Here is a 16,567-nt window from a genome sequence, read left to right as displayed (position 1 = left end):
TGCTGTGGACATGAGCGACGTGGTGGCGCAGGCACGGGCAGCGGCCGAGGCAGCGAAGCAGGCGGCCGACGAGGCCCGGCGCCTCGCGGACGAGGCGGTGCAGCGGGCGGAGGAACTCGCCGCCGCGGTGGCGCAGGGCCAGGAGGCGCGGCTCGAGCCCGACGCGGAGCCGGCGGTCGTCGACTCCCCGGCCCCGGCGGTGGACGCGACCGCCCCGGCGGGCGAGCCGACGTCGACGACCGGCACCGTGCCTCCCGAGCCGACCATCACCGAGGGGCCGCTCGGCGCGGACGCCGTCGCGGCGATCCGCGCCGGCTACGAGGTCGAGGGCAGCGCGCTGCAGCTCGGTGCCCTCGTGAACGGCGCCGCGGTGCCCGACGTGCAGGTCCGGATCCCGCTCGGCATGCTCAACCGACACGGTCTCGTCGCGGGCGCGACCGGCACGGGCAAGACGCGCACGCTGCAGGTCCTCGCCGAGCAGATCGCCGCGAACGGGGTGCCCGTCTTCGCCGCCGACATCAAGGGCGACCTGTCCGGGCTGGCGGTCGCGGGCACACCGAACGACAAGCTCCTCGCGCGCACCGCCGGGATCGGCCAGGAGTGGCGCGCGGTGGCGAGCGAGGCGGAGCTCTACTCCCTCGGCGGGCAGGGGACCGGCGTGCCGATCCGTGCGACCGTGTCCGGGTTCGGACCGCTCCTGCTGTCGAAGGTGCTCGGGCTGAACGACACGCAGGAGTCCTCGCTCGGGCTCGTGTTCCACTACGCGGAGCGGGCGGGGCTGCCGCTCGTCGACCTGTCCGACCTGCGGAGCGTGCTGACCTTCCTCGTGAGCGACCAGGGCAAGGCGGAGCTCGCCGAGCTCGGCGGGCTGTCGAAGCAGACCGCCGGGGTGATCCTCCGCGAGCTGATCACCTTCGCCGACAAGGGCGCCGACCAGTTCTTCGGCGAGACGGAGATCGACACGACCGTGTTCCTCCGCACCGCCGCCGACGGCCGGGGGATCGTCAGCCTGCTCGAGGTGCCCGGCGTGCAGGACCAGCCCGAGGTCTTCTCGACGTTCCTGATGTGGCTCCTCGCCGACCTCTTCAACGAGCTCCCCGAGGTGGGCGACCAGGACAAGCCGAAGCTCGTGTTCTTCTTCGACGAGGCGCACCTGCTCTTCAGCGGGGCGTCGGCGGACTTCCTCGAGCAGATCGTCCGCACGGTCCGGCTCATCCGTTCGAAGGGCGTCGGGATCTTCTTCGTCACGCAGACCCCGAAGGACGTCCCGAACGACGTGCTCGCCCAGCTCGGCTCGCGGATCCAGCACCAGCTGCGGGCGCACACCCCCGACGACGCGAAGGCGCTGCGCGCGACGGTGTCGACCTACCCGACGAGCGACTACGACCTCGGGGAGGTGCTGACCTCGCTCGCCACCGGTGAGGCGATCGTCACCGTGATGAACGAGAAGGGCGCGCCGACGCCGGTGGCCTGGACGCGCCTCCGCGCCCCCGAGGGCTCGATGGACCCGATGCCCGCGGCCGAGATGACGGCGCGGGTGCAGGCATCGCCGCTCCTGCCCACCTACGGCACGCGGCTCGATCCCGACTCGGCGTACGAGATGCTCGCCCGCCGGATGGAGGCCGCCGCTGCGGACGCGGCTGCCGCGGACGCCGAGAAGGCCGCGGCGACCGCTGCCGCCGAGGCGGAGAAGGAGGCGGCCCGCGCCGCTGCCGCCGCAGCGAAGGAGGCCGCGGCGAAGGAGAAGACCGAGGCGCGCGAACGAGCGGCGGCACAGAAGGAGTACGAGCGGGCGCAGCGGGAGTTCGAGCGAGCCGAGCGGGCGGCCGAAGCGCGGCGGTCGGGGCGCACGTCATCCCGGACGACGACGTCACGGAAGGCGGACGACCCGCTGTCGGACCTGCTGGGGTCCGGGCTGGGCAGGACGATCGCCAAGGAGGTCGTGCAGGGGATCTTCTCGACCCTGCGCCGCCGACGCTGAGGGGTCAGCCGAGGAGGCCGGTGGTCTCGACCACGAGCAGCCCGGCGACCGCGAGGACCGCCACCGCACCGACGGCGACGTACGCCCCGCGCTGCTCGTACCAGGACCGGCTCGCCGGGTAGCGCCGCACGAACTCGCGGATCGACATCGGCCGGGTCTCGTCGGTGACCTGCACGCCGAGGGCGTCCACGATGCTGTCGATGCCGGCGTCGCTCCAGGTGTCGGCGCGGAGGCGGAACAGGTGGGCGCCGGCGGCGTCGAGCGCGATGAGTTCGCGCGTCGTTCGCTCGACCGCGCTGCCGTACGTGGTGGCGAGGACCAGGCTGTGGACGCGGTCGCGGTCCACCCGACGGTTCTGCGTGAGGACGCCGCGCACCGTGATCGCCACCGGGTCGATGCCGATGAACGCGGTGCCGAGGCGCACGAAGACGACGGCGACGGCGGCCGCGAGCAGGATGACCGCACCCGTGACGACCGGCCAGAGGCGCATCGGGAGGGAGACCCAGACGAGGGCGACGGCGAGGGGGACGGCCGAGAACACAACGCTCAGGATCGTCGAGCGCACGAGCGAGCGACGCGGCCGGAGGACCACGTCGTACACGGTCGCGCTCGGCCGAGCTGCTGCCGGCGCCGTCAGGTCCCCCACGTGGACTCCTCGTCCCTCGGGTGCCCGGGCAGCGTTCGACGCTCGCCCGGGGAGCGCGCCCCTGCCGCTCCGTGCACCGTGTCCGACCCGTCCCGGGGCCGTCCTTTGGGTCAGTCTAGGCGACCGACGGGTATCGGGGACAGCCCGTTCCACCCCTCGGCATCGTTTCCCGGCCAGTCCATGGCGAACGGGGTTCGGCGGGGTCCGCCGGGTGGGGGACCGTCCTGTCCGGAGTGCGCCGGAGTGCACCGGAGTGCACCGGAGTGCTCCGGACGACGAACGCCCCGGGAACCGATCGGTTCCCGGGGCGTTCCGTGCTCTGGCGGAGAATGGGGGATTCGAACCCCCGAGGGCTTGCACCCAACACGCTTTCCAAGCGTGCGCCATAGGCCACTAGGCGAATTCTCCTGGCGCCGTCTTCCGACGACGACACCCAATGGTACAGGTTCTCCGGAGTGCTCACGACCGCGTGTCGGAAGTGCCGGGGCTCCCAGATGTCGTGCCGTGTGCGCCGACTACCCTGGACGCGTGTCGACCCGCATCTACATCACGTCAGCAGAAGGACACACGGGCAAGAGCACCGTCGCCCTCGGTGTCCTCGAGACCCTCGCACGCTCGGTCGGACGGGTCGGGGTGTTCCGCCCGGTCGCCCGCTCCGTCGACGAGCCGGACTACGTGCTCGAGCTCCTGCTGCAGCACACCGCGGTCGGCATCTCCTACGACGACGCGGTCGGCGTCACCTACGACGACGTGCACGCCGACCCGGACGCGGCGCTCGCGACGATCGTCACCCGCTTCGCCCAGGTCGAGCGACAGTGCGACGCGGTCGTGGTGCTCGGGTCGGACTACACCGACGTCGGCAGCCCGACGGAGCTGTCGTTCAACGCCAAGGTCGCGGTCAACCTGGGCGCTCCGGTGCTGCTCGTGCTCGGTGGCCGCGACGCCGCCGAACGCGGTGCCCGCACCCCTGAGGACATGGCCCAGGTCGCCGACGTCACGACGAGCGAGCTCCGTGCCGCGCACGCCCAGCTGTTCGGCATCGTCGTGAACCGTGCCGACCCCGACGCCCTGCCGTCGGTCGTGTCGAGCGTCCGGCAGGCCGTCAGCGACGACCACCCCGACCTGCCCGTGTGGGCCATCCCCGAGGACCGCGTCCTCGTCGCCCCGACCGTCCGCGCCCTGCTCGAGGCCACCGGGGCGACCCTGGTGCGCGGCGACGAAGCGCTGCTCGACCGCGAGGCCCTCGGCACCGTCGTCGCCGGCATGAGCATGGAGAACGTCCTGCCGCGCCTGATCGAGGGCGGGATCGTCGTCGTCCCGGGGGACCGCAGCGACGTCCTCATCGCGACGCTCCTCGCGAACCAGTCCGAGACGTTCCCGAGCCTCGCCGGGGTGATCCTCAACGGCGGGTTCGAGACGGCACCGCAGATCTCCCGCCTGCTCGAGGGGCTGTCGAGCTCGCTGCCGATCGCGCAGAACGACCTCGGCACCTACGACACCGCGCTCCGCATCACCCAGACCCGCGGACGGCTCGCGGCGGACTCGCCCCGCAAGGCCGACCTCGCGCTCGCGCTGTTCGAGCAGCACGTCGACGCCGACGCCCTCCGCGACCGCCTGCAGCTCACGCCCTCCGGGGTCGTGACGCCGCTCATGTTCGAGCACGGACTGCTCGACCGGGCCCGCGGGTACGGCAAGCGCATCGTCCTGCCCGAGGGCGAGGACGACCGCATCCTCCGCGCCGCGTCCACGCTCCTGCAGCGTCAGGTGTGCGAGCTCACGATCCTCGGCGACCCCGCCGCGATCCGGACCCGGGCGACCGAGCTCGGCCTCGACCTGGACGCCGCGCAGCTCGTCTCCCCGTTCGACCCCGAGCTCCGCGAGCGCTTCGCCGAGGAGTACACCCGCCTCCGGGCGCACAAGGGCATGTCGATCGAGCTCGCCCGCGACACCGTGACCGACGTGTCCTACTTCGGCACGATGATGGTGCAGCTCGGGCTCGCCGACGGCATGGTCTCCGGCGCGAAGCACACCACGGCGCACACGATCCGGCCGTCGTTCGAGATCATCAAGACCCGGCCGGACACCTCGATCGTGTCGAGCGTCTTCCTGATGGCCCTCGCCGACCGGGTCCTCGTCTACGGCGACTGCGCGGTCATCCCCGACCCGACGAGCGAGCAGCTCGCGGACATCGCGATCTCGTCCGCCGAGACCGCGACGCAGTTCGGCATCGACCCGCGCGTGGCGATGCTCAGCTACTCGACGGGCGACAGCGGCTCGGGAGCGGACGTCGACAAGGTCCGCGCCGGCACCGCCTTCGTGCGCGAGCGCCGCCCGGACCTGCTCGTCGAGGGGCCGATCCAGTACGACGCCGCCGCCGACCCGACGGTCGCGTCGACGAAGATGCCGGACTCGGCCGTCGCGGGTCGCGCCACGGTGTTCATCTTCCCCGACCTCAACACGGGCAACAACACGTACAAGGCCGTGCAGCGCTCGGCCGGTGCCGTGGCGATCGGCCCGGTCCTGCAAGGCCTGCGCAAGCCGATCAACGACCTCTCCCGCGGTGCGCTCGTCGGCGACATCGTCAACACCGTCGCGATCACCGCGATCCAGGCCGGCACCGCGACCGACGCGGGCTGACCCGCGCGACCCGCACCGCGCCTCCCGTCCGACCGAGAAAGTGACCCATCCCGTGACCGCAGCCCTCGTCGTGAACTCCGGATCGAGTTCGTTCAAGTACCAGCTCATCGAGCTCGAGGGGGAGCGGACGCTCGCCTCCGGGCTCGTCGAACGCATCGGCGAGTCGACGGGGGCGTGGAAGCACACCAACGCGCTCACGGGGGAGTCCTCGTCGAACGACTCGACCCCGGTGGCCGACCACGCGGCCGGTTTCCAGGCCATGATCGACGCCTTCGCGAAGGTCGGGCCGTCCTTCGACGAGCACCCGCCCGCCGTGGTCGGCCACCGCGTCGTGCACGGCGGCACCACCTTCGACCGGGCCACCGTGGTGACGGACGAGGTCGAGCAGCAGATCGAGGCGCTGAACAGCCTCGCGCCGCTGCACAACCCGGCGAACCTCGAGGGCATCCGCGCGGCGAAGCAGGTCTTCTCGGACGTGCCGCAGGTCGCCGTGTTCGACACCGCGTTCCACCAGACGATGCCGCCGCACGCCTACACGTACGCGATCCCGGCCGACCTCGCCGCGAAGTACGCGATCCGCCGCTACGGCATGCACGGGACGAGCCACAAGTACGTGTCCGAGCAGGCGGCAGAGTTCCTCGGCCGTCCGCTCGTTGAGCTCAAGACGATCGTGCTGCACCTCGGCAACGGGGCGTCCGCCGCGGCGATCGACGGTGGACGCTCGATCGAGACCTCGATGGGGCTCACCCCGCTCGAGGGTCTCGTGATGGGCACCCGCTCCGGAGACCTCGACCCCGCGGTCCTCATCCACCTCCACCGCGAGGCCGGGCTCTCCTTCGACGAGCTCGACACCATGCTCAACAAGGAGTCCGGGCTGCTCGGCCTGACCGGCAACGGCGACATGCGCGACGTGCAGGACGCGGCGCTGCACGGCGACGAGGTGGCCGAGGCGGCGCTCGCCGTGTACCGGCACCGGATCCGTCGGTACGTCGGCGCCTACACGGCGCAGCTCGGCGGGCTGGACGCGGTGGTGTTCACCGCGGGCGTCGGCGAGAACAACGCGCTGCTGCGCCGGCGCGTGCTCGCCGGGCTCGAGCACCTGGGCATCGAGATCGATGCGGACCGCAACGAGTTGGCGTCTCGGGAGGCGCGGCTCATCTCCACGGACACGTCGCACGTCGCGGTGCTCGTGATCCCCACGAACGAGGAACTGGAGATCGCCCGGCAGTCGGCTGCGGTCGCGCTCTGACGCGCGGCGCGGCGCGCTTGCGGCGGGCGCGGCGGGCGCGGCGCCGCGATCGAACCACGAATCCGACGTCGAACCACCGTCGTCGCCCGGTTCGATGTCGGATCCGTGGTTCGACGCCGCTGCCGTCGGCGGGCGTCAGCCGAGCGACGCGACCGCCGCGGGGATCGGGGTGTCGCCGCTCGTGACCTCGAACTGCACGCCGACCGCGGTGTCGTCGAGGAGCGCATGGAGCACCACCGCCGCGACGTCCGAGCGTGGGATCGTGCCGCGGGGGACCGTGGCACCGACGTCGACCGTGCCCTGGGGCGGCGTGTCGAGCAGACCCCCGGGTCGGACGATCGTCCAGCGGAGGCTCCGCGCCCGCAGGTTCGCGTCCGCCTCGGCCTTCGCGCGGAGGTACACCTGGAAGACATCGGCCTCCGACCGGGCGGGCACGACCGCACGCTTCGGGTCGTACGAGTCCGCCGCCATCGCCGAGATCATCACGTAGCGGCGGATGCCGGCGCGCTCGGCCGCGTCCGCCAGGAGGATCGCCCCGTCCCGGTCGACCGAGAGCTTCCGCTCGGCGCCGCTCCCCGGACCGGCCCCGGCGGCGAACACCACCGCGTCGACCCCGCGCAGCCGGAGCCCGAGTTCGTCGTCGTCGAGCTGCTCGAGGTCCGCGACGATCGCCCGTCCGCCCTGCTGCTCCACGTCGGTGACGTGCGCGGGGTTGCGGACGATGGCGACGGCGTCGTGGCCGGCGTCGGTGATCTGGCGGGCGAGGAGGAGGGCGATCTGGCCGTGGCCTCCGGCGATGGCGATCTTCATGTGTCCGATCTTGCCCGTCGCGTCCGGTAGACTTCTCGGCGGCTCCTCACGTGACGCCATCCAGGCCAACTCCCCCAGGGCGGAAACGCAGCAAGGGTAACCGGGCTCTGGCGGGTGCGTGGGGAGTCTTTTCGTGCGCCCGGTGTCTCTTTCGTAACGGGTTGCGGACAGCAACCTGATCGTGTGCAAAGATCGCCCTCAGGAACCCCCAACCAGGGCTCCTGACCCTCCACCGCCTCACCAGCGGGGGAGTTCCGGATCAGGTGGCGAGCGCGCTCGCCAGGAAAAGAGACACGCATGCGCAGGCACGTGTCGCTGCGGGGTACCCGTGTACCCACGACGGCGGGCGACTGGACACGACGGATCTTCGGTGCTGGCGGCCGAGCTCGACGACGAGCATCGGACGATCGGCGTCTCCTCCTGCGCGGCGGCGTCATCGCCACGGTGACGGCGCTCCTCGCCGCCACCGTGGCGATCCAACCCGCTGCGGCTGCACAGACCGACGTCTCCGAGGCCGAGGGGCTCCTGCTCAGCGGCTCGGGCATCGTGGACGTCGACGGCATCGCCCAGCTCGGCGGCGCCTACTCCGCACGCGGTGCGACGACCGGCGGCGGGACGACGAACCAGCCGCTCAACGTCGAGGCCCTGAACACCGTGGGGGTGGACCTCGGCAACGACATCGACCTGCTCGGGGCGAACGGCATCCTCACCCTCGGGGTGGCCGGCCAGTACGCGACGACCTCGGCGAACGGTGCGACGGCGTCCTCCGGCCTCCTGACGAACGACGGCGGCATCGGCGTCGGGACCGGGATCGGCACCGGGGCGTCGACGCTCGACCTCAACCCGCTCTTCAGCCGGGTCGGTGCCGACACGACGGTGCTCTCGAACGCGCAGCTGCGTGTCGGGGCGCTCGCCTCGACCCTGTCCGCGACGCGCGGCGCGACGGTCAGCACCACGAGCGACTACCGGATCGCCGGAGCCGACCTCACGCTGACGAGCCCCGCCGTCCAGGGGCTGACGACCTCGCTCCGCGACGAGCTCCGCACGGTGTCGGGTTCGGTGAACGGCGTCTTCGGCACCGGGGGAGCGCTGCAGGGCACCACCGCAGCGGTGTCCGGCCAGATCCAGACGCTCCTCCGCCAGGCGCTGCTCGGCACGGTGAACGTGAGCGGTACCACCATCACCGCGAACGTGAACCTCAACCTCGACGGCACCCTCACCCAGGTCCTCCAGCAGCCGCTGACGGACGGCGCCGTGACGATCGTCCCGGCCACGGGCACGATCACGGTGGACCTCGACAAGCTCACGGCCCTCAACGGCCAGCCCGCGAACACCCCGGTGCTGACGACGGTCGCCGTGGACTCGATCAACCAGAGCATCGCCACGATCCTCGGCACGCAGCTGCCCACCACGCTGCAGACGGCGGTGGTCAACACGATCAACTCCACCGCGGTGCGCGTGAACATCGCCACCAACGCCACCGTCCTCGGGCAGTCGGCGGCCGCGATCGGTCTGCAGGTCGACACGACCCTCGGCGCGCTGGCCGGCACCGCGACGGCGAACCCGACCGTCACCGCATCGGGGAGCCTGGTCGGCCTGCCGCTGCCCCTCGGCACCGTGCTCGCGCCGGTCGTCTCCGGCATCGTCGTCCCGACCCTGCAGACCGCGCTCCGGCCCATCATCGGCGGGACCGCCCTCACGCAGCTCGGCACCACCCTGACGACCACGACCACGGCCGTGGCGACGCTGCTGTCGCCGGTCGTCCTGCTCCTCCGCCAAGTCGTCGACCTCACCGTCAACGCGCAGGACACCACGACCGGGTTCCGCGACGGCCGCGGGTACGACCCCGGCTCGCGGAGCGTGCACGCCCTGCGGCTGTCGATCCTGCCGGGGGCGAACGTCGCCACCGTCGACCTCGCCACGTCGACCGTGCGGGCCTCGGCCTTCGTCGCGCCGACGATCACGGCACCGACCGCGAACCAGGTGTTCAGCGTGCCGACGGCGTCCGCCACCCGCAGCGTCACCGTCAGCGGCGCCGGCGAACCCGGAGCCACGATCGCCGTGACCCTCGGCGGCGGCCGGACGGGCACCGCGACCGTGGCGGCCAACGGGACGTGGACCACCTCGGTGGCGAACGTGCCGACCGGCTCGTACACCGCGACCGCGACCCAGACCGTCGGGGGAGCAGCGGCGGGCTCGGCCACGCAGCAGTTCTCGGTCGTCGCGCAGCAGGCCCTGACCATCTCGACGCCGACCGCGGGGCAGACCTTCACGACCACCGGCACCACCGCGCCGGTGACCCTGACCGGCACCGCGACCGCGAACGCCCGCATCGACGTCGACCTCGGTGGCGGCCTCACCGCGACCGGCACGGCGAACGCGAGCGGCGCGTGGAGCATCACGGTGCCGGACGTCCCGATCGGCGAACCGACCGCGAGCGTGACGCAGACCGTCGGGGACACCACCTCGGCGCCCGTGACCCGGGCCTTCCGGGTCGTCGCCGCAGCCGGCCTCACGGTCGACAGCCCGACGGCCGGCCAGGACTTCCCGCTCGCCGGCACCACCCGGGACGTGCCGTTCTCCGGTTCGGCGCAGCCCGGCGCCCGGGTCGACGTCGACCTCGGTGGCGGCCGCACGGCCACGACCACGGCGAACGCCGGCGGTACCTGGTCGACGACGGTGACGGGTGTCCCTGCGGGGTCGTACTCCGCCCAGGTGACGCAGACCGTCGGGTCCTCGACGAGTGCCCCCGTGACACGTGCCTTCACGGTCACGGCCGCCCCGGCGCTGACGATCGACGCGCCCGAGGACGGCAGCACGATCACCGTCGCGGACCCGACCTCGACCACGCCCGTCACGGTGTCCGGCACCGCCGCACCGAACGCGCAGGTCACGGTCGGCATCGGCGGGTCCTTCACCGCGACGGTGACCGCGACCGGCGACGGCGACTGGGAGGCGACCTTCCAGGGCGTCCCGGTCGGCGACCGCACCGCGACCGCTCGGCAGACCGTGGGCGGGACGACCTCCGGCCCCGTGACGAGCGACTTCACCGTCGCCGCCGGTGACCCGATCGCGATCACCGCTCCGGCCCCCGGTGCCACCGTCACCGTGCTCGACGCGGACACGACGACCGACCTCGACGTGACCGGCACCGCCGAGCCCGGCGCCGACGTCGCGATCTCGCTCGGCGGCGGGCTGACCGCCACCGCGACCGCGAACGGCGACGGGGACTGGACCGCCACGGTCCAGGACGTCCCGGTCGGCCGGTACACGATCCAGGCGACGCAGACCGTGGGCGGGACCACCTCGCCGGCCGTCCGCCAGGTCGTGACGGTCGTCGCCGGCGCGGCGCTCGCCGTGACATCGCCGACCCAGGACAGCACGACCGACGTCGCGGCCGACGACTCGACGATCGACGTCGTCGTCTCGGGCACCGCGCAGCCGGGCGCCGGCATCAGCGTCGTCCTCGACGGGACGGGCGACCCGGTCACCACGACCGCCGGCGACGACGGTGCGTGGTCGGTGACGCTGCCGGACGTCGGCACGGGCGACCACACCGCGAGCGTCACGCAGACGGTCGGCGGGCAGACGTCCGCAGCCGTCGACCGGGACTTCGCGATCGCGGTCGGCGACGACCTGGTGATCGAGTCGCCGACGGACGCGCAGGAGGTCCCCGCAGCAGCGGGCGGCCAGATCGGCGTCGTCGTGCGCGGCACCGCCGAGCCGGGTGCGAGCGTGCGGGTCACGGTCGACGACGGCGACCCGGTCGACGTCGTCGCCGACGGCTCCGGCAACTGGGCGACCGACCCGACGCAGCTCGGCATCGGCGACCACACCGTCACCGCCGTGCAGACCGTGAACGGCACGACCGGACCCACGGTGACGCGCGACTTCACCGTCGTGCCGGGGACCGCCGTCGCGATCGACTCGCCGGCCGTCGGTTCGCGCTTCGTCGTCGTCGACGGCGACGCGACCGCGACCGTCCCGATCTCCGGCACCTCGGAGCCGGACGCGGACATCACCGTCTCGCTCGGCCCGGACACGCAGTTCACCACCACGGCCGACGGCGACGGCGTGTGGAGCGTCGACGCCACCGGTCTCGCACCCACCGGCACGTACACGGTGAACGCGAGCCAGAGCGTCGAGGGCGTGGTCACCACCGCGATCCCGACCACGTTCCAGGTCGTCACGGCCGCGCAGCTCGCGATCACCGCCCCCGGCACGGCGCCGATCACGGTCGCGGGCGACGACGTCCGACGTGACGTGACGGTCTCCGGCACCGGCCAGCCCGGCGCCGCGGTGACCGCGAGCACGACCGGCGAGGACGACCAGCGGACGACGGTCGCCCCGGACGGCACCTGGTCGGTGACCTTCCCGGACCTCGCCGTCGGCGAGCACCCGGTGTCGGTGACGCAGACGCTGCCCGGGACGGTCTCGTCCCCGGCCGTCTCCGACCCGGCGACGCGCACCGTCACGATCGAGGCCGCGGACGCGGTCACGGTGACGACCCCGGCCGCCGACGCCGTGCTGCTCGTCCCGGACGCCGACGCGACGCGTGACGTCACGGTCACCGGGACGGCCGAGCCGAACGCTCCGGTCACGGTGCGACTCGGCGACGACGAGGCGACCACCACCGCGGACGGCGACGGCGACTGGACGGTCACGTTCGGCGGGGTCGGTGTCGGTGACCCGACGCTCACCGCGACCCAGACGGTCGGCGGGACCAGCGCCTCCAGTCCCGCACAGACCGTCACCGTCCGTGCCGGGACCGCGCTCTCCGTGACCGCTCCGACGAACGGCGCCGTCCTGACGGTCGCCGACGCGGCCGGCACGGCCGACGTGCGGGCCGCGGGCCGGGCACAGGGCGGGGCCACCGTCACGGTGACGCTGTCGAACGGCGACTCCGACGAGGTGACCGCCGCTGCCGACGGCACCTGGGAGACCACGTTCGCGGACGTCCCGGTCGGCGACTACACGGTCCGCGCGACGCAGGTCGTCGGCGGGCAGACGTCGGCACCCGTCACCGCGGCGGTGTCGGTCCGCGCCGGTGCGCCGCTCACGGTGACGACCCCGGCCGGGGCCACCTCCGTGACGCTGGCCGACGACGACGCCACGACCGACGTGCGGTTCGCCGGCACCGGCCAGCCCGGGGCGACCGTCACGGTCGACCTCGGTGACGGCGGGACCGCGACGGCACGGGTCGACGCCGACGGGGACTGGGCCACGACGGTCGAGGACGTGCCCACCGGTTCGTGGACGGCGGAGGTCACCCAGGCCGTGAACGGGACGACGAGCGCGGCGGTCGCACGACCGGTGTCCGTCGTCGCCGCGGCCGACCTGACCGTCCGCCAGCCCGGCGAGGACCCGATCACCGTTGCGGACGGCGACGCCACCACCACGGTGACGATCGCCGGTGACGCCCAGCCGGGCGCCACCGTCACGGTCACCGTCGACGACCGCGACCCCGTCGAGGTCACCGCCGGTGACGACGGCGCGTGGAGCGTCGACGTGCCGGACCTCGGCGTCGACACGCACGACGTCAGCGTCACGCAGACGGTCGACGGGTCCACCTCCACCACCCCGGTCGAGCAGACCTTCGTCATCGAGGCGGGCGCCCCGGTCGAGATCGCCGAGCCGACGGCAGGCCAGGAGTACACCGTCGCCGGCGAGGGCGCGACCACCACGGTCGACGTCAGCGGGACGGCGGAGCCCGGTGCGACCGTCGTGGTCGACCTCGGCGGCGGACGCAGCGAGTTCACCACCGCGGACACCGACGGCAACTGGAGCGTCTCGGTGCCCGACGTGCCCGCGGGCACCCCGACGGTCAGCGTCACGCAGCGGATCGGTGACACCGTCTCCGCCCCGGTCACCGTCGGCATCCGGGTGCTCGTCGCGGACCCGATCACGATCGCCACCCCGGCGAACGGGTCGACCGTGCGCGTCGCGCAGCAGGACTCGATCGCGACCGTGACCGCGAACGGCGCCGCCGAGCCGCTGGCGTCCGTCCGGGTGGCGGTCGACGGGGGCGACCCCCGGACCGTGACGGCGACCGCCGCCGGCACCTGGTCCGTCGACTTCGAGGGCCTCGGCACCGGCGAGCACACCGTCCGTGCCACCCAGACGGTCGAGGGATCGACCTCGGCGCCGGTCTCGACGACCTTCACGGTCGCCGCGGGTGCAGCGCTGACGGTCGACACGCCGGCGGACGGCGACACCGTGACCGTGCCGGCCGGCACCACGACCGCGAGCGTCCCGGTCAGCGGCCAGGGGCAGCCCGGCGGCACCGTGCGGATCGTGACCGACGACGGCGACCCCGTCCAGGTCCCGGTCGGCCCGGACGGCCGCTGGTCGACCGAGCTCACCGGTCTCGATGCCGGCGACCACACGATCGTCGTCACGCAGGTCGTGAACGGCACGACGTCGTCGCCGATCGAGCGCGACCTGACGGTGGAGGTCGCCGCGGTGGACACGATCGTCGTCACCTCCCCGGAGAACGGCACCGCCTACCGCGTGCTCGGCGGCTCCACGGACGTCCGGGTCACCGGTGTCTCCGCCCCGAACGCGGCCGTCTCGGTCCGCGTCGACGGCGGGGCCCCGGTCACGACGACGGCGGACGGCGACGGCGAGTGGGCCGTCACCGTGCCGGACGTCGGCACCGGCCCGCACACGATCGCCGCCGCGCAGACGGTCGGCGGGACAACGACGAACGCCCCGCAGGTCGGGTTCTCCGTCGCCGCGGCCGCACCGGTCCGGGTCACCAGCCCGACCGACGGCCAGGTCGTCCCGACCACCGGTGCCACGACGTCGATCCCGGTCAGCGGCACCGCCGAGCCGGGCGCCACGGTCTCCGTCGACATCGACGGCCGGACCGCGACGACGACCGCGGGTGGAGACGGTTCGTGGACCGTCACCGTCACCCGGGTCCCGCCGGGCACCCACACCGTGTCGGTCACCGAGACCGTCGGCGGCGTGACCTCCGACCCGGTGACGAGCACCGTGCGGGTCGTGGTCGCCCAGCCGACCGACGTGACCATCACGAGCCCGGTCCCCGGCCAGCTCATCCCCGCGACGGGCACCGGTGACACCGGCAGCTTCACCGTGACCGGGCACGCCACACCGGGAGCGCTCGTCACGGTGCGCCTGTCGAACGGGCAGGTCCGCACCACGACGGCGGACGCCGACGGCGACTGGAGCGTCACGTTCGACCGCGTCCCCGAGGGGGAGTGGACCATCGAGGCGTCGCAGTCCGTCAACGGCACGACGACGGTCTCGCAGCCGGTCCCGATCGTGGTCGACGCGGTGGAGCCGCTCGCGGTCACCTCGCCCACGCCGGGCGCGCACCAGACGGCCTCGGCCGCCGGGACCGTCGACTGGCGGGTCACCGGGACCGCCGAGCCGGGAGCGACCGTCACGGTCGTCGCCGACGACGGCACGCCCGTCACGACGACGGCGGCCGAGGACGGCACCTGGTCGGTCGTCCTGCGACTCGCGGTGGGGCAGCACACCATCCACGTGACGCAGACGGTGGCGGGTGCGACGTCGGCCGTGCAGTCGGTCGCGGTCGTGGTCGACGCCGCGGTGCCGGGTGGCCCCGGAACGCCTGGGACACCCGGGACGCCCGGGACGCCCGGGACGCCCGGGACGCCCGGGACGCCGGGCGCGCCCGGGACCGGCGGCAACGGGTCCGGGAGCGGGAGCGGGAGCGGGACCGGTTCCGGGTCCGGTGGGCTCGCGTTCACCGGCGCCGACGTGGCGCCGCTCGCCGGGGCAGCGGGTGGCCTCGTGGTGCTCGGCTTCCTCCTGCTGGGCCTGTCGCGGCTCGCCCGCGGCCTCCGCCGCCGCGGACGCGTCTGAGTCCGTCGCACGCACGAACCGCGCCTCCCGTCCCGTCGTCTGCACGGACGGGAGGCGCGGTTCGTCACGCGCCCGCCGCCCACTTCCCACAGGTGGTCCGGTCCGACCATCGGGTGTCGGTCGTCCCGGCTACCCTTGGGGCGTGGTCACCGCCCTGTATCGCCGTTACCGGCCCGAGAACTTCGCCGAGCTGATCGGACAGTCGCAGGTCACCGATCCCCTCCGGACGGCCCTGCGCACGAACCGGGTCAACCACGCCTACCTGTTCAGCGGGCCGCGCGGCTGCGGCAAGACGACATCAGCGCGCATCCTCGCGCGCTGCCTGAACTGCGCCGAGGGCCCCACCGACACCCCGTGCGGCGTCTGCCCGAGCTGCGTCGAACTGGCACGCGGCGGTGGGGGATCGCTCGACGTGATCGAGATCGACGCCGCCAGCCACAACGGTGTCGACGACGCCCGTGACCTGCGCGACCGCGCCGTGTTCGCCCCGGCACGCGACCGCTACAAGATCTTCATCCTCGACGAGGCGCACATGGTGACGCCGCAGGGCTTCAACGCGCTGCTCAAGCTGGTCGAGGAACCGCCGGAGCACGTCAAGTTCATCTTCGCGACGACCGAGCCCGAGAAGGTCATCGGCACCATCCGGTCGCGCACCCACCACTACCCGTTCCGCCTCGTCCCGCCGGCCGCGATGCTCGAGTACGTCGAGCAGCTCTGCCAGCAGGAATCGGTCTCGGTCGCGCCCGGCGTGCTGCCCCTGGTCGTCCGCGCCGGCGGTGGTTCCGTCCGTGACACCCTGTCGCTGCTCGACCAGCTCATGGCCGGCAGCGAGGACGGGGCGATCGCGTACGAGCGGGCCGTCGCGCTCCTCGGCTACACCGACGCCGCACTGCTCGACGACGTGGTCGACGCGCTCGCCGTGGCCGACCCGGCATCGGCGTTCGCCGCCATCGACCGGGTCGTGCAGACCGGGCAGGACCCTCGTCGCTTCGTCGAGGACCTCCTCGAGCGCCTCCGTGACCTCATCGTCGTGGCCGCCACCAACGAGAGCGCCGCGGCCGTGCTCCGGGGCGTCTCGCCGGAAGAGCTCGACACGATGACCCGGCAGGCCGGTGTCTTCGGTGCGACCGGGCTCTCGCGTGCGGCGGACATCGCGAACCGGGCGCTGACGGACATGACCGGGGCGACCTCGCCGCGGCTGCACCTCGAACTCATGACCGCGCGGATGCTCGTGCCCGAGGCCGACGACACCCAGCGCGGTGCCCTCGCCCGGGTCGAGCGACTCGAGCGACGCATCGGCGTCGGGGACGCCGGCGGGCACCAGGCCGGGCCGGAGTCGCTCCCGGCCGCGGGGTCGACCACCGCGCCCGCGCCGAGCACGCAGCCGGCC

7 protein-coding genes, 1 tRNA gene and 1 other RNA gene are annotated in these 16,567 nt (G+C 73.4%); 6 read left to right on the top strand and 3 right to left on the bottom strand.

The window, feature by feature from the left end; translation table 11 throughout:
* Positions 1 to 10: 10 nt before the first annotated feature.
* Positions 11 to 1,981 carry a helicase HerA-like domain-containing protein gene (locus tag HWD93_RS08595; protein WP_261646587.1) on the top strand — a complete coding sequence of 657 codons (1,971 nt, stop codon included), beginning with the start codon at positions 11 to 13 and terminating at the stop codon, positions 1,979 to 1,981.
* A gap of 4 nt (positions 1,982 to 1,985) precedes the next feature.
* Here the strand turns inward: HWD93_RS08595 and HWD93_RS08590 are convergent, their stop codons facing one another.
* Together HWD93_RS08590 and HWD93_RS08585 are read right to left on the bottom strand one after the other, a co-directional pair.
* Positions 1,986 to 2,627 carry a hypothetical protein gene (locus HWD93_RS08590; protein WP_070418396.1) on the bottom strand — a complete coding sequence of 214 codons (642 nt, stop codon included), beginning with the start codon at positions 2,625 to 2,627 and terminating at the stop codon, positions 1,986 to 1,988.
* Between the two features lie 320 nt (positions 2,628 to 2,947).
* A tRNA-Ser gene (locus tag HWD93_RS08585) sits at positions 2,948 to 3,035 on the bottom strand.
* 120 nt (positions 3,036 to 3,155) lie between these two features.
* Here HWD93_RS08585 and pta point away from each other — a divergent pair.
* Positions 3,156 to 5,264 carry a phosphate acetyltransferase gene (gene pta / locus HWD93_RS08580; RefSeq protein ID WP_261646586.1) on the top strand — a complete coding sequence of 703 codons (2,109 nt, stop codon included), beginning with the start codon at positions 3,156 to 3,158 and terminating at the stop codon, positions 5,262 to 5,264.
* Between the two features lie 52 nt (positions 5,265 to 5,316).
* Complete coding sequence (locus HWD93_RS08575; RefSeq protein ID WP_261646585.1) at positions 5,317 to 6,513, top strand: acetate kinase; 1,197 nt, start codon at positions 5,317 to 5,319, stop codon at positions 6,511 to 6,513.
* A 135-nt stretch (positions 6,514 to 6,648) separates the two neighbouring features.
* Here the strand turns inward: HWD93_RS08575 and HWD93_RS08570 are convergent, their stop codons facing one another.
* Positions 6,649 to 7,323 carry an SDR family oxidoreductase gene (locus HWD93_RS08570; RefSeq protein ID WP_261646584.1) on the bottom strand — a complete coding sequence of 225 codons (675 nt, stop codon included), beginning with the start codon at positions 7,321 to 7,323 and terminating at the stop codon, positions 6,649 to 6,651.
* Between the two features lie 37 nt (positions 7,324 to 7,360).
* Between HWD93_RS08570 and ffs the strand changes: the two genes are divergently transcribed.
* The 3 genes from ffs to HWD93_RS08555 form a co-directional block, all read left to right on the top strand.
* An RNA gene (ffs, locus tag HWD93_RS08565) (signal recognition particle sRNA small type) lies at positions 7,361 to 7,457 on the top strand.
* A gap of 163 nt (positions 7,458 to 7,620) precedes the next feature.
* Positions 7,621 to 15,177, top strand: coding sequence for a choice-of-anchor G family protein (locus HWD93_RS08560; RefSeq protein WP_261646583.1), 7,557 nt, complete (start codon positions 7,621 to 7,623; stop codon positions 15,175 to 15,177).
* 142 nt (positions 15,178 to 15,319) lie between these two features.
* Positions 15,320 to 16,567: DNA polymerase III subunit gamma and tau (locus HWD93_RS08555; RefSeq protein WP_261646582.1), on the top strand; the 1,248-nt coding region annotated here is incomplete at its 3' end.

The organism is Curtobacterium sp. C2H10 (genome assembly GCF_025407985.1).
Classification (GTDB): Bacteria; Actinomycetota; Actinomycetes; order Actinomycetales; family Microbacteriaceae; genus Curtobacterium.
Note: the sequence above shows the minus strand (reverse complement) of the source record. Positions and strands in the feature narration are given on the sequence as shown.

Bases quoted from the DNA above. Each gene is read 5' to 3' on its own strand.
- HWD93_RS08560 (WP_261646583.1), top strand. From the start codon at position 7,621: ATGCGCAGGCACGTGTCGCTGCGGGGTACCCGTGTACCCACGACGGCG.
- HWD93_RS08570 (WP_261646584.1), bottom strand. From the start codon at position 7,323: ATGAAGATCGCCATCGCCGGAGGCCACGGCCAGATCGCCCTCCTCCTC.
- HWD93_RS08595 (WP_261646587.1), top strand. From the start codon at position 11: ATGAGCGACGTGGTGGCGCAGGCACGGGCAGCGGCCGAGGCAGCGAAG.